At 60.2% G+C, this 13,825-nt stretch carries 12 protein-coding genes; 8 read left to right on the forward strand and 4 right to left on the reverse strand.

Features of this window, described 5'->3' with window-relative positions:
* Positions 1–8: 8 nt before the first annotated feature.
* Both OVY48_RS04755 and OVY48_RS04760 read right to left on the reverse strand, forming a co-directional pair.
* Entirely contained in the window at positions 9–305 is a 297-nt protein-coding gene (locus OVY48_RS04755; RefSeq protein WP_313921935.1) for a putative quinol monooxygenase, read from the reverse strand.
* A complete protein-coding gene (locus tag OVY48_RS04760) occupies positions 302–652 on the reverse strand; it encodes an antibiotic biosynthesis monooxygenase (RefSeq protein ID WP_313921936.1) in 351 nt (116 codons plus the stop codon). The genes OVY48_RS04755 and OVY48_RS04760 overlap by 4 nt, the downstream gene beginning before the upstream one ends.
* Positions 653–859: 207 nt before the next feature.
* Here OVY48_RS04760 and OVY48_RS04765 point away from each other — a divergent pair, with 207 nt between their 5' ends.
* Together OVY48_RS04765 and OVY48_RS04770 are read left to right on the forward strand one after the other, a co-directional pair.
* Positions 860–3,331 carry a TonB-dependent receptor gene (locus OVY48_RS04765; protein ID WP_313921937.1) on the forward strand — a complete coding sequence of 824 codons (2,472 nt, stop codon included), beginning with the start codon at positions 860–862 and terminating at the stop codon, positions 3,329–3,331.
* Positions 3,328–5,436, forward strand: a complete 2,109-nt coding sequence (locus tag OVY48_RS04770; protein WP_313921938.1) for a PQQ-dependent dehydrogenase, methanol/ethanol family — start codon at positions 3,328–3,330, stop codon at positions 5,434–5,436. The genes OVY48_RS04765 and OVY48_RS04770 overlap by 4 nt, the downstream gene beginning before the upstream one ends.
* Positions 5,437–5,452: 16 nt before the next feature.
* Here the strand turns inward: OVY48_RS04770 and OVY48_RS04775 are convergent, their stop codons facing one another.
* Positions 5,453–5,986, reverse strand: coding sequence for a VOC family protein (locus OVY48_RS04775; RefSeq protein WP_313921939.1), 534 nt, complete (start codon positions 5,984–5,986; stop codon positions 5,453–5,455).
* A gap of 153 nt (positions 5,987–6,139) precedes the next feature.
* Between OVY48_RS04775 and OVY48_RS04780 the strand changes: the two genes are divergently transcribed.
* A complete protein-coding gene (locus tag OVY48_RS04780) occupies positions 6,140–7,498 on the forward strand; it encodes an aromatic ring-hydroxylating dioxygenase subunit alpha (protein ID WP_313921940.1) in 1,359 nt (452 codons plus the stop codon).
* On the forward strand, positions 7,495–8,847 hold the full coding sequence (locus OVY48_RS04785; RefSeq protein ID WP_313921941.1) for an aromatic ring-hydroxylating dioxygenase subunit alpha: 1,353 nt from the start codon (positions 7,495–7,497) through the stop codon (positions 8,845–8,847). Before OVY48_RS04780 ends, OVY48_RS04785 begins: the two co-directional genes overlap by 4 nt.
* A 42-nt stretch (positions 8,848–8,889) precedes the next feature.
* Here the strand turns inward: OVY48_RS04785 and OVY48_RS04790 are convergent, their stop codons facing one another.
* Positions 8,890–9,648 (reverse strand): SDR family oxidoreductase, encoded by a 759-nt coding sequence (locus tag OVY48_RS04790; protein WP_313921942.1) that lies wholly within the window; start codon positions 9,646–9,648, stop codon positions 8,890–8,892.
* A 151-nt stretch (positions 9,649–9,799) separates the two neighbouring features.
* On the opposite strand from OVY48_RS04790, the gene OVY48_RS04795 reads away from it, so the two are divergent.
* The 4 genes from OVY48_RS04795 to istB all read left to right on the forward strand — a co-directional run bounded on the left by OVY48_RS04795 (position 9,800) and on the right by istB (position 13,754).
* The gene (locus OVY48_RS04795) at positions 9,800–10,114 is read left to right on the forward strand and encodes a Rieske (2Fe-2S) protein (protein ID WP_313921943.1); all 315 of its coding nucleotides are present in this window, start codon (positions 9,800–9,802) and stop codon (positions 10,112–10,114) included.
* 337 nt (positions 10,115–10,451) lie between these two features.
* Positions 10,452–11,384 (forward strand): TonB-dependent receptor plug domain-containing protein, encoded by a 933-nt coding sequence (locus tag OVY48_RS04800; protein WP_313921944.1) that lies wholly within the window; start codon positions 10,452–10,454, stop codon positions 11,382–11,384.
* Positions 11,385–11,427: 43 nt separating this feature from the next.
* Positions 11,428–12,927, forward strand: a complete 1,500-nt coding sequence (gene istA / locus OVY48_RS04805) for an IS21 family transposase (RefSeq protein WP_313921745.1) — start codon at positions 11,428–11,430, stop codon at positions 12,925–12,927.
* Positions 12,924–13,754, forward strand: a complete 831-nt coding sequence (gene istB, locus OVY48_RS04810) for an IS21-like element helper ATPase IstB (RefSeq protein WP_125946501.1) — start codon at positions 12,924–12,926, stop codon at positions 13,752–13,754. Before istA ends, istB begins: the two co-directional genes overlap by 4 nt.
* Positions 13,755–13,825: the final 71 nt, after the last annotated feature.

Below are 13,825 nucleotides of genomic sequence, written 5' to 3' on the forward strand. Positions count from 1 at the left end.
CTGACTGCTCAGCCGAGCGACCGATAAAAGTCCAGCTGCATGTCGCCATCGACGCACGCCAGGATCGACGGCACCAGCCGCTCATGAAAATCGATCTGCATGTGATGGTCGAACGCTGCATCGTCGCGGAACGTCGCCACGACCTGAAACAGATCGGCGTCCGTCTCCGACTGGAACAGTTCATACACGATCGCATCGGGTTCCCGCGCGTGGACCAGCGCCTTGAGTTCCCCCTGCAACGCGATAAGTTCGGTGCGCTTTTCCGGCTTGCTGCGCAATTGCGCAATAAAGCTCTTGCCGCTCATACCGTTTCCCCTTCCAGGTCATAGAGCATCTCGCGCTCGTAGCCGCCCGCCATGCAACCGATCATCTTTTCGATCAGCGGTTTGCCATGCGCTGTTTCCATATGCGCCTTATCCGCAGCTTCATCGATGAAGGATTCGAAGACCGCGAACATGCCTTCGCCCGCCAGGCGAAAAAATTGAAAGGCGAGCGTTCCGGGTTCACGATCGACGAGCCCTTCCATCTGGCGGGCGAGACTTACAAACTCGGATTCCTTTTCAGGCAAAACCTGAAAGCGCGACAGAAAACTATAGGCCATGGTGCAGTTCCTTCCGCAGCGGGTCGACCGGATCGGCGCGCGCCCCGCCATTCGATTAAAAACAATCATGCCTGTATCTACAAGGAAAAAGAGACGCGCCGATCACTTTGCTGCATCGCAACAAAGTTCAAGCCCAGCGTCAAAATGGCCATGATAAAAAACAAACATGCCTGATTGCCTTTTCCAACTTCTCGTTTAATCTGCCAGCAACTGGGGAACGAAACCGATAACGGTTCGGCGCAGGGAGAGGACAAACACATGATCAACAGAATCTGGCTCGTGAGTTCCGCTTGTGGGGCATTGGCTGCCGCTGTCGTCGCAGCACCGGCATCGGCGCAGACGACCAATGCGCAAACCGCGCCGCAGGCCGCGCAGACCGACAATGTCGGCCTTCAGGACATAGTCGTCACCGCGACCCGTCGCGCCACCAATCTTCAGGATACGCCGATTGCCGTCAGCGCGATCGACCAGACCCTGATCCAACAGGCCAGCCCCCGCGATATTGGCGACCTGGCGGCCTATGTCCCGAATTTTTCGGCCGGGACGATCACCAATTTCAACGCCGCATCCTTTGCCATGCGTGGGGTCGGCCAGACGACCATCATCGTCTATTTCGAGCCGCCCGTCGCGGTGCTGATGGATGACTTCGTCGTGTCCAGCGTCCAGACTCAATTGCTCGATACGTTCGACATCGCGCAGGTTGAAGTCTTGCGCGGACCGCAAGGCACGTTGTTTGGCAAGAACACGACGGGCGGCGCCGTCACCGTGCGCAGCAAACGGCCGGTCATGAATGAACTGTCCATCGAAACGCGCGCGCAAGCGGGCAGCTTTGGCACGCGCAAGATACAGGCGGCGGTCAATGTGCCGATCGTGGACGATATTCTCGCCCTCCGCCTTGTCGGCGGCTATGAAAAGAGCGAGGGCTATTATCGCAATGGCGCCTGCTACGGCCCCGTACAGGGATTTGTCCCCAGCAAATTCGACGGCGCAGCCGGATGCCTTAGTGGCGAACGCCTGGGCGGTAAGGATGTCTGGCAGGCGCGAGCCAAGCTGTTGTTCGAGCCGACGGATAGGGTCCATGCCCTGCTGCAATATGAATGGATTCGCGACACCTCCGACGTCGTGCCTTCCGTCAACGAAAATGCGCTCTACACGGGGTCTGCGCCGTTCCTGACGGACCTGCTTAAAACCATCATCCCTAATCCCAACAGCAATGATCCACTCGATAACGCTGCTTATACCGGCCGCAGCGACGCTCTTCTGAAAATGGGGCTAGGCCAGCGGATCAGCGTGGACGGGATCTACCTCAATCTCGACTTCGACTTCAATATCGGCACGTTGACATCGGTTTCGGGTTATCGGTTCCAGCGATCGCGCCTGCCCAACAGCTATGCAGGCGCTGCGCCCGTTGCAGCCGACGGCCAGTCGCTGTCCTTTTTCGACGCGACTCGTGACGATGACCGCAAGACCTGGCAGCAGGAACTGCGCTTTGCGACCGACACCGGCGGGCCTTTCGATGCGGTTTTCGGCGGCTTTTATCAGAAGGAAAAGATCGACTTCTGCGTCGGGCAAGTTCTGGGCTTTCTCGACCTGACCAGCGGTCCCTTGCCCTTTGGCAACTGGAACGACACGCCCTATATTTTGTGCAACGCGCAAAAATCCGAGTCCAAGGCCGTGTTTGCCGAAGGCACGTTCAAGATCATGCCCGGTCTGACATTGACGGGCGGCGCGCGCTATAGCTGGGAAAACAAAACCTGGTTTGGCCGTCAGCAGACCTTTATCCCAGCTCTTGGCGGCGGATTTGATCCGACGATCACAATCGGCAACGCCCTGGACGCCAGCGTGTTCAACTATCCCGCAGGCGTCGTCAGCGTCGATGCGCGCGCCCGCGAACTGACCTACCGCGCCAGCTTGGGCTATCAGGCAACGCGTGATGTCTTCCTGTACGGCACATTCTCCCATGGCTTCAAGGGCGGCGGGTTCAACGATCAGATCGGCGGATTTGCGGCATTTGGCAGCGATCTCGACGCCTTTCGGACAGCGGCCGCAGCGACCCGCCCGGAAACCGCCGACAGCTTCGAAGCCGGCATCAAGAGCGAATTTTTCGATAGTCGCCTGCGCTTCAACCTGACCGGCTTCCATGTGAAATATAAGGATCTGCAAAAGCAGCTAAACGTGCCGATCACCGTCAATGGGCAGCCCAATCAGGTGACGGTATTCGTCAATGCCGCAAGCGCGACCGTCAACGGCTTGGAACTGGAAACATCGGCTACGCCGTTTCAGGGTTTCACTCTGCGCGGTGTGATGGGGTATCAGGACGCGAAATACGGAACCTATAATGCGCCCGGTGCTGGCTATGACCTGGCGACCGCGCCGCTGGATCGCGCGCCCAAATGGCAATGGACGGTGGATGGCACCTATGAGGTGCCGGTTGGTGCGGACTGGAAGGTCGTTCTGAACGGCAATGCGGCCTATAGCGGGCGCAACCTGTCCACGCAGGCGATCGACGATCCGCGCGGCAACACCTTCCTGAATGCGCGTACGTTGTTCAACGCTTCCATCACGCTGGCGGAAGTGAATGACAAATATTTCGCTCGGTTGATCGGTCGCAACCTGTCCGACAAGCGCTATCGCATCGCGTCGCAAAATGTCGCGGGCTTGTGGCTCAACAGTCAATTTGGTCCGCCACGCTATTTCGGTCTGGAAATCGGGACGAAGTTCGGCCGATGAAATCGATATTGTTCGCTCCGCTCGCGCTCGCGCTGTCATTGACGGCGTGCGGCCGAGCGGATGGTGAAGCGCTAGATGCCACCGCAGAGCCAAGGGAAGCGACCAGCGTCTGGCGCGCCCAACTGACCGATGGCAGTGACGGGCGCGACTGGCCGGCATTTGGCCGCACCTATGGCGAACAACATTACAGCCCGCTGGATCAGGTGAACGCCGACACGGTCAAGCGGCTTGGCCTTGCCTGGTCCTATGATCTGCCGGTGGGCAATCCTGCGACCGGGCCGATCGAAATAGACGGCATTCTCTATTTTGCATCGGGCTACAGCATTGTTCATGCCATCGATGTGCGGTCGGGTAAGCTGCTATGGCAATATGACCCCAAGGCACCCGAAGCGTCCGGGCACAAGCTACGCCAGGGCTGGGGTAGCCGTGGCATAGCCTATTGGAATGGCAAGGTTTATACCGGGACACAGGATGGTCGTCTGATCGCCATCGATGCAAAGTCCGGCAAGCCGGTCTGGACCGCGCAGACGATGGGCAAGGACGACTATCGTTTCATCAGCGGCCCGCCTCGTGTGTTCGACGGCATGGTCGTTATCGGCAATGGCGGCGCGGACGAAGCCGCCATTCGGGGCTATGCGACGGCCTATGATGCGGAGACCGGGGCGCAGAAATGGCGTTTTTACACGGTGCCGGGCAATCCCGCCAACGGGTTTGAAGACAAAGCCATGGAAATGGCGGCCAAGACATGGTTCGGCGAATGGTGGAAACATGGCGGCGGCGGTACGGTGTGGAACGCCATCACCTATGACGAGGAAAGCGACACGCTGTTGCTGGGCACTGGCAATGGCAGCCCATGGAATCGCAAGATCCGCAGCGCGGGCAAGGGCGACAATCTGTTTCTCTGCTCGATCGTTGCGGTCGATGCCAAGACCGGTGCCTATAAATGGCATTATCAGATCAATCCGGGCGAAAGCTGGGACTTCAACGCCGCGATGGACATGCAGCTCGCCGACCTGACGATAGACGGCAAGCTGCGCAAAGTGGTGATGACGGCGCCGAAGAACGGCTTCTTCTACGTCATCGACCGGACCAACGGCAAACTCATCTCGGCCAAGCCCTTCGTTACGACGACATGGGCCAAGAACATCGACCTGAAGACCGGACGGCCGGTGGAAATCGCCAATGTCCGCTACGAAAATGGGCCGGTGACTTTCCGCCCGACGCCCGTCGGCGCGCATAGCTGGGTGCCGATGGCGTTCAGCCCGCAATCGGGCCTGACTTACATTCCGGCGATCGACCTGGAAGTCACGTTCGACGACAGCGGCATTACGGCTAAGAACTGGAAACGCACCGGTGGCATGGCCCTCGACTATGGCGTGCGACCGGACATTCGCGTTCCTGCAGGCGCAACGGTGCTGAGCTATCTGGTCGCCTGGAACCCGGTGACGCAGAAGGAAGCATGGCGCATTCCCACACCTGGCCATTTCAACAGCGGCGTGATGGCGACGGGCGGCGGCCTGGTGTTTCAGGGGCATCCCGATTCCCGGTTCAACGCTTATGACGCCAAGACCGGCAAGACGCTGTGGGATTTCGACGCGCGCGCGCCGATCGTCGCGCCACCGATCAGCTATTGGGTCGATGGCACGCAATATGTCACCGTCATCGCAGGCATGGGTACGAGCGCCGGGCTGTTCGGTCCCTTGATGACTAAGTTCGGCATTGATTATCGCACCCAGGCGCGCCGCGTCCTGACCTTTGCCCTGGATGGCAAGGGCACATTGCCACCCAAGACCCCCTACACCCCCACGGCGCCGGCGGACCCGGATTTCCGCCCCGATGCGGCGGCGGCCAAAGCGGGCGAAGGCATATTCAACCAGCGATGTGCCGTATGCCATGGCGGCGGGGCTGTGGCAGGCGGCGTTGCGCCTGACCTGCGGACATCGGGCGTCATCCTGTCGGCGGAGACACTGACCGCGATCTTGCATGATGGGATGCTGGTTTCCAACGGCATGCCCCAGTTCGAGGAATTAAGCGCCAAGGACCGTGAAAATATCCGCCACTATATGCGGACACGAGCGGACGACTTGCGCAACGGGCGGCCCTGATGGGCCGCCCCTCCTTTTAGAGCGACCGAACCGGATCCTTGCCATCCCATCGTGCCGCCACATCCTTCACATCGGCGAATAATGCCCGCATTGGTTCGCCCATTTCGATCAGTTCGACCATGGTGCCGGGAAACAGCCTGTCGGTATCCAGATAGGCGAAGCGCGATATGGGCAGCACACCTTCCAAGGCGACGCCAATCCCTGCAGCGCGGGCCGCCGCCATCTGTGCGTCATAGTCGGTGGCGATCGTGCCCAGATGATGCACGCCGCTGCGTCCTGCATCCAGAAATTCCCGATAGATGGATGGCGCGCTGCCAGGCTGGATGATCTCTATCATGGTATCGCCACTATAGGATATCGCCGCCTGTCCCAGTAGGTCGTAATCCGGCGCCACGCGCTGGCCCCGCACCTCGATCCATTCGGCCTGCAATGGCAGAGGAAAGAGAAAGAAGGGGCCAATGCCCATCGTGCGGACCATATGGTCGATCGCTGCCATCGCGTCCGGCACCACATAGGCGATCTGGAACACTGGCCCGAATGTCTGGCTCATCGCTTCATCCTCTCATATTGTCTCATTGCGCCTGTGCCGCACCGGCCAAAAAGCGAATAAGCTTGCAAAACAATCATGCATGTTTTTTATTGCAAGTCGAGCCGCTTCAGAACGGACTCGCAGCGACAATGAAGGTCGCAAAGGAGAGATGCGATGACGGTCGACTTCCGCCTGTGGAATATCCATGTCGGGACACCCCACCCCTTTAACGATCCAGCTCCGCCGATCGACAACGGCACCGATCGCCCGACCAGCGCGCGCTATCATGACAAGGCATTCGCCGCCGCAGAATGGGAAACGGTATTCGCCCGAAGCTGGTTGCTGGCCTGCCCCCTGTCCGACGTCCGCGAACCGGGCGACTTTGCCACGTTCGACATCGGGCCGGAAAGCTTCATCATCGTGCGCGGCGATAATGGCGATGTTTATGCGCATTATAATGTCTGCCCCCATCGCGGCAGTCGGCTGGTGCTTGCCGACACGGGTAGCGCAGCGCAATTCACCTGCCCCTTCCATAGCTGGCAGTTCGATCTGGAAGGGCATAATATCGCGGTTACCGACCCTGAAACATTCCGCCCGGAGGTCTTATGCCATGATCTGAACATGACCTCTGTCCGCTGCGAAGTGGCCGCTGGTCTGGTCTTCATTTCCATGGACCCCGACATCGAGCCGGTCGCGCAATGGCTCGGCCCCGTGCTGCCGCAACTGGAGCTTTATGAAATCGATAGGATGCATGTCGTCCAGCATCGCAAGTCCGATTGGGGTGCCAACTGGAAGGGCGGCGTCGATGCCTTTGCCGAAATCTATCATCTCCATGCCGTCCATCCCCAGACCCAGTGTCTGATGGACGACCGCACCCAGATCGATCTCTATCCCGGTGGCCTCAGCCGCCAGTTCGTGCCATTTGCCCAACCCAGCCCTCGTTTCCCTGACCAGGATAGCGTCAATCCAGGCATCGCCATGATGTTGCAGGACGCCGGGATCGACCCCGCCAGCTATCAGGGGACGGCCCATGACACGCGGGCAGCGGTGCAGCAGGCCAAGCGGGAGCGCGCAGCGCGACACGGCCTGAACTATGACCGGTTCAGCGATACGCAACTGAGTGACTCGACGGTCTATAGCCTGTTTCCCAACGCGCAGGTCGGCTGCCACCCCGAAGCAATCTTCCTGCACCGCTTCCTCCCGCACGCGACCGATCCGAACCAGTTCACTTATGACACCTGCATCCTGTATCGCCACGTCGATGCACCGGGTTATTGCCCGCCTGCATGGATGGGGCTGGGCGACGATATCGACCTGACCGGCGATGACCGGCCCGACATCGTCCACACCGGCCTTGGCGAGCCGCCGGGCCTTGGCGAAGTGCTGGATCAGGATTCCGACCTTCTTCCCATCGTCCAGGCGGGCGCACGCTCACGCGGCTTCCGCGGTCCCTTGTGGAGCGAACAGGAAGCGAGGCTGCGCCATTTTCATGCCGAACTGGACCGGCGCATGGCACAGGGGCCACGGTCATGAATTATGATCCCCGAAGCTGGGCCGTGCATAAGGGGTCGGTGCATCCCTTTGATGCGCCTGCCCCCTATGTCGATAATGGCACAGCCGTGCCCGACCCGGCCCGCTACACCGACGCCGATTTTGCCGCCAAGGAATGGGACCGGGTCTTCACCAAATGCTGGTTGCTGGCAGGGCCAGTCAGCGACGTGCGCGAACCAGGCGACTGGATGCGGTTCGACATCGGCGTCGAAAGCTTCATCATCGTGCGCGGTGACGATGGGGCGCTGGCCGCTCATTATAACGTATGCCCCCATCGCGGCAGCCGACTGGTGATGGACGATGTCGGATCGCAGAGCAGTTTCACCTGTCCATTCCACAGCTGGAAATTCGCGCTCGACGGTCGCAACATCGCCGTGACCGACGCCGAGACATTCCGGCCCGAAGTGTTATGCCACGACATCAACCTGTCGTCGGTGCGCGTGGAGGAAGCGGCCGGGCTGGTCTTCATTTCCATGTCGGACGATGTGCCCCCGCTGCGCGACTATCTGGGCACCATCCTGCCCATGCTCGAAACCTATGAAATGGACCAGATGTATGTGGTTCAGCATCGCCGGTCCGACTGGGCTGCCAATTGGAAAGGCGGGGTAGATGCTTTTTACGAAAGCTATCACCTTCACGCCATTCATCCGCAGACCATGGGGATGCTGGACGACCGCACTCATATCGACCTGTTTGAAAATGGCATGAGCCGCCAGTTCGTGCCCTTTGGCCAGCCCAATTCGCATTTCCCCGATCAACAAGGGATCAATCCGGGTATCGCCGTCATGCTTCAGGATGCGGGGCTTGATCCGGAGCGTTTTGACGGCACCGCCGCTGATAGCCGGTCGGCCATCGCCATGGCCAAGCGGGACCGGGCCAAGCGCCTGGGCCTCGACTATGACCGGTTCAGCGACGCGCAGCTGACGGACGCCACCATATTCGGCGTGTTCCCCAATGCCCAGATCGGCTGTCATCCCGAAGCGGTGTTCCTGCATCGGTTCAAACCGCATGCCGACGACCCGAACCAGTTCACCTACGACACCACGATATTATATCGCCACATCGACGTGCCCGGTTATGGTGCGCCCTTGTGGATGGGATTGGCGGACGATGTCGATATGTCGGGCGGGACACGGCCTGACGTGGTGCATACCGCCCTAGGGGAATCGCCGGGAATGGGCGAAGTGCTCGATCAGGATTCCGACCTTCTCCCTATCGTTCAGGCCGGTGCCCGCTCACGCGGTTTTCGCGGGCCGCTATGGGGAGAGCAGGAAGCGCGCCTGCGCCACTTCCACAACCATCTCGACCAGTGGATGAGCAAGCCGGATTGAACCCAGGCACGGGGCGGGTCCAACGCGCCCCGTGCCGTCCGGTCAGAAAGGCCGGATGGTCACGCCATTGTCGACCACCATCTCCGCGCCAGTGACGAAGCGCGATTCATCCGACGCCAGGAATATGATCATCGCCGCGACATCTTCGGGCGCGCCGCTTTCGCCGGGTTTCAAGACACCGGCGGGAACGGTCTTTTCATGACCGGGCCGCCCCTCCGCCTGTTGCACCATCGGCGTTTCGATCGAGCCGGGATGCACCGAATTACAGCGAATCTTATATCCTTTTTCCTGGCACATCACCGCAATCGACTTGGTCATCGACCGCACCGCGCCCTTGGCAGCGGAATAAGCGAAGAAGATCGGATAGCCGAGCAGCGCGCCCGTGGATGACATGTTGATGATGGACCCGCCATAATTCCGATTCATCAACGGGATCGCATATTTGCATCCCAGAAAGACGCCTTCGCTCATCACCGCATTGACCCAGCGATATTGTTCCAGCGTGGTGCCCTCGACATCGGCGCTCAACACGACGCCAGCATTGTTCACCAATATGTCGAGCCGCCCGAACCGCTGTTCGATGGCCTCCATGGTGGTAATCCAGTCTTTTTCCGACGCTACGTCGAGTGCCAGTGCCATTGCGTCGCCGCCGATTTGGTCCGCAACGCGTTGGGCGGTTTCCAGTTTGACGTCGGTTACGACCACCATGGCTCCTTCTCGTGCCAGCGCGACGCAATCCGCGGCACCAAGGCCCGAACCGCCGCCTGTGACCAACGCAACCTTGCCTTCTACCCGGCCCATATCACTCTCCTGATCCAGCGTGCATTGTCACGCCCTGTATGATGCCTACGATAACGCAGGCGATCCGTGCGTCCAGATAAAACATTCAGGATTGTCTTTTTTTACGGCCGCTATACCATGCCATTACGGATGATATGGAACAGGATATTGTATGACGCGACATCGGCTCGCCACTCTGGATGATGTGCCCGAAACAGGGAGCAAGGCGTTCGACGTCGATGGTCGTTCGGTCCTGGTGTGCCGATCCAGCGCCGGTGTTTTCGCGATCGAGAATATGTGCAGCCACGCCTATGCCCTGCTGGAGGGTGGGAAGGTAAAGGGACCGTATATCTTCTGCCCCCTGCACGGTATCCGTTTCAACATGCGTGACGGCACACCTAACGGCACGCTCACGAAAAAGCCGATCGCCGTGTATGAAACCGAATTGATCGGTGAGGAAATATACGCCGACATTCCAGACGACTGATATTCGTCGAACTGCTGCCTAAGGGCAGCCAATGCGACCAAGGCTTTGACGCCTCCGCGCTGCGCCACAGGGTAAGCGGAAGTCGATGACGATCGCAGCCAAGCGATCCGACCATTATTTGCGACTGCGCGCGCCGCCCGGCAAACTAGGGCCATCCAAGATCATCGGAACAGCCAGGGTGCGCGATCCCGTGCGTACTTCGCTTGCGCGGAACCGGAATTGGCGGCCGCATACCGCGCGTGGGCGAAACCCGTCACCTTTCCGTACTACATGTAACATGTTCAAATTCATCGATAAATAATTGTCAGGACAGTGTTCATATAAAAAGCAAGCATGATTGTCTTTTTGGTCTTTCAATAAACGAACATCTATGTTCTTTTATGGATGTCGCTGCATTGGCAGTGGTCACCATTCCGAGTCGCAACACAAGCGACCGGGATTTGAGAGGGAGGATGCTATGGGTGGATTCCGCCAACGGTCGAATTACGTCTACGGGGCAGCCGCAGGCCTGCTATTCTCAAGCGTCAGCACCATTGCCGTGGCGCAAACGGATGCAGGGCAAGTCGCTTCAAACCCACCGCCAGCGTCAGCGCCGCAAGAGCGCGGCCAGGTGTCGGGTCTCGAAGATATCGTCGTTACCGCCCGCCGTGTGTCGGAATCGCTTCAGGACACGCCGATTGCCGTCACGGCTTTTTCATCGGAGGCCATCGATCGCAAGTTCGCGACGGATATTCGCGCACTTGCCGGCGATGTGCCGAACGTGGTCATCACCAATGTGCCCGGCTTCAACGCCGCCTCGATCGGCATCCGCGGGCAATCCACAGGCGATATCATCCTGACCTTCGAGCCTGCAATCGGTGTCGTCGTTGACGATTTCGTGCTGGCGCATGTGCAGACCCAATTGTTCGACCTTTTTGACATAGAGCGCATCGAAGTGCTGCGCGGCCCGCAGGGAACTTTGTTCGGGAAGAACACCGTCGGCGGTGTCGTCAATGTCCTCACCAAACGCCCCGAACGGACCTTTGGCGGCGAGTTGCGTGTGGGTTATTCGAGCTTCAATACCAAGGATATCAAGGCGTCGCTCAACATCCCGCTTGCGGACAATCTGTTCTTTCGCGTCGCCGGCTCCTTCCAGGAAGGCGATGGCTATTACCGCCTGTCGAAGAATAATGGCGTCGATGGCATACAGGGGCTGCCGGGCACGGGTGTGCAGGGCGGTGACAAACCAGGCCAATGGAGCGCCGGCAAATTGCTGAGCGCGGCGGAGTAAAAACCAGCCATTGGTAAGGTTGCTCTTTTTGGAGCGGCCGGGGATGTTTGCCGTGGAGAGCTATGCAGCGGTACGCCGCTTTGTGTTTGTTGAAGGGAACAGCCAGCGGGAGGCAGCGAAGGTTTTCGGCCTGAGCCGAGAGACGATCGCGAAGATGTGCCGTTTCTCGCTGCCGCCTGGCTACACGCGCTCCAAGCCTGTCGCCAAGCCGAAGCTAGGATTGTTGCTGCCGGTGATCGACCGGATACTGGCTGAGGATTACGTCGCGCCGGTCAAGCAGCGGCATACGGCCAAGCGGATTTTTGAGCGGTTGCGCGATGAACATGGCTACGGCGGTGGCTATACGGTGGTGAAGGATTACGTGCGGCAGAGCCGTGTGCGCAGCCGCGAGACCTTCGTGCCGCTGGCGCATCCGCCAGGGCACGCTCAGGTGGACTTTGGCGAAGCGGTGGGCGTGATCGGTGGAGTGCGGCAGAAGGTGCATTTCTTCTGCATGGACCTTCCGCAGTCGGATGCCTGTTTTGTGAAGGCCTATCCTGCCGAGACGACGGAAGCCTTTCTGGACGGACATGTTTGCGCGTTCGCCTTCTTTGGCGGGGTGCCGCTCTCGATCCTGTACGACAATACCAAGATCGCGGTCGCCAAAATCTGCGGGGATGGCAAGCGTGAGCGGACCCAGGCCTTCACGGGGCTGGTCAGCCACCACCTGTTTGCCGATCGCTTTGGCCGCCCAGGCAAGGGCAACGACAAGGGGAAGGTCGAAGGGCTGGTGAAGTATGCGCGCTCGCACTTCATGGTGCCGATCCCGCGCGCGGCGACCTATGACGACTTCAACGCAGAGCTGGAACGGCGGTGCCGGGCCCGGCAGGAAGAGCGAGCCGGGCGCCACACCGAGACGATCGGGGAGCGCCTGGCGGCAGATCTGGCGGCTTTGCGCCCGCTGCCCGCCGGCACGTTCGAACCATGCGAGACCAAGGGGGCACGCGTCTCCTCGACCGCGCTCGTGCGCTACCGCACCAACGATTACTCGGTGCCGACCTGCTATGGCTTCCAGGACGTTGTAGTGAAGGGCTTCGTCGACCGGGTTGCCATCCTGTGCGGGGGCGAGGAGATTGCCCGTCATCCGCGCTGTTATGGCGAGGCCATGTTTGTGGCAAACCCGCTGCATTATCTAGCGCTGATCGAGACCAAGCCAGGCGCGCTCGATCAGGCCGCCGCGCTTCAGGACTGGACCCTGCCGGAGGACTTCCAGCACCTGCGGCATCTCCTTGAGGTGCGGATGGGCAACAAGGGGAAGCGCGAGTTCATTCAGGTCCTGCGCCTGCTTGAGGCAATGCCGATGGAGGTGGTGACCTTCGCGGTGAAAGAGGCCATCCACATCGGGGCTATCGGCTTCGATGCGGTCAAGCAGATCGCACTGGCGCGGATCGAGCGTAGACCCGCCCGGCTCGACCTGGAAGCGTATCCGCACCTGCCCAGGATGGAGGTCAAGACCACACGCGCTGCCGACTATGCCAGCCTGCTGCCGGGGATCGCTGCATGAGCCGGGCGGGGGATGACAAGATGCCCATCGGCACGACGGCGGGCACGCCGCAGGTGCTGCTGGCGCATCATCTCAAGCAGCTCAAATTGCCCACCGTGCTGCGCGAGTATGAGAAGCTGGCCCGGGAATGTGCGCGCGATGGCGTGGATCATACCCGCTATCTTCTGCGCCTTATCGAGCTGGAACTCATCGACCGGGAGCGGCGCACGGTGGAGCGCCGTATCCGCGCCGCCCGGTTCCCGGCGGTCAAGAGCCTGGACACCTTCGACTTCACGGCCATCCCCAGCCTCAACAAGATGCTCGTGCTCGAACTGGCGCGTTGCGAGTATATCCTGCGGCGGGAAAACATCATCGCGCTGGGCAACAGCGGGACAGGCAAAACCCATGTAGCGCTCGCCCTGGGCTTGGCCGCCTGCCAGAAGGGCTTCAGCGTCCTGTTCACCACCGCTGCCGCCCTGGTGAACCAGTTGATGGAGGCCCGCGATGAAAAGCGGCTCCTGAGGATGCAGCGCGAACTTGCCGCCGTAAAACTGCTGATTGTCGATGAACTGGGCTATGTCCCGCTCTCGCCGACGGGGGCCGAACTGCTGTTCGAAACCTTCTCCCAGCGCTACGAGCGCGGCTCCACGATCGTGACCTCAAATCTACCCTTCGAGGACTGGACCCAGGTCCTGGGCTCTGAGCGGCTGACTGGCGCGCTCCTTGATCGCCTTACCCACCACGTCAGCATCCTGGCCATGAATGGCGACAGCTACCGGCTCAAGCAGTCTGCCCGCCGCCGCCGCACCGCCGGGGCGGACCAAAACCAGGCCACCACGCCCGACTGAAATGCCGAAAACGGCCAATATGCAAAGGGCCCCGATCGGGGCCCTTTGCATATCATCCGCGCCACATTCAC

The organism is Sphingobium sp. SA2 (assembly GCF_032227065.1).
Taxonomy (GTDB): domain Bacteria; phylum Pseudomonadota; class Alphaproteobacteria; order Sphingomonadales; family Sphingomonadaceae; genus Sphingobium.

Coding starts and splice junctions, on each gene's coding strand:
- OVY48_RS04760 (WP_313921936.1), bottom strand. CDS start 652: ATGGCGGGGCGCGCGCCGATCCGGTCGACCCGCTGCGGAAGGAACTGC.
- OVY48_RS04775 (WP_313921939.1), bottom strand. CDS start 5,986: ATGAGCCAGACATTCGGGCCAGTGTTCCAGATCGCCTATGTGGTGCCG.
- OVY48_RS04755 (WP_313921935.1), bottom strand. CDS start 305: ATGAGCGGCAAGAGCTTTATTGCGCAATTGCGCAGCAAGCCGGAAAAG.
- OVY48_RS04770 (WP_313921938.1), top strand. CDS start 3,328: ATGAAATCGATATTGTTCGCTCCGCTCGCGCTCGCGCTGTCATTGACG.
- OVY48_RS04795 (WP_313921943.1), top strand. CDS start 9,800: ATGACGCGACATCGGCTCGCCACTCTGGATGATGTGCCCGAAACAGGG.
- OVY48_RS04765 (WP_313921937.1), top strand. CDS start 860: ATGATCAACAGAATCTGGCTCGTGAGTTCCGCTTGTGGGGCATTGGCT.
- OVY48_RS04785 (WP_313921941.1), top strand. CDS start 7,495: ATGAATTATGATCCCCGAAGCTGGGCCGTGCATAAGGGGTCGGTGCAT.
- istB (WP_125946501.1), top strand. CDS start 12,924: ATGAGCCGGGCGGGGGATGACAAGATGCCCATCGGCACGACGGCGGGC.
- istA (WP_313921745.1), top strand. CDS start 11,428: ATGTTTGCCGTGGAGAGCTATGCAGCGGTACGCCGCTTTGTGTTTGTT.
- OVY48_RS04790 (WP_313921942.1), bottom strand. CDS start 9,648: ATGGGCCGGGTAGAAGGCAAGGTTGCGTTGGTCACAGGCGGCGGTTCG.
- OVY48_RS04780 (WP_313921940.1), top strand. CDS start 6,140: ATGACGGTCGACTTCCGCCTGTGGAATATCCATGTCGGGACACCCCAC.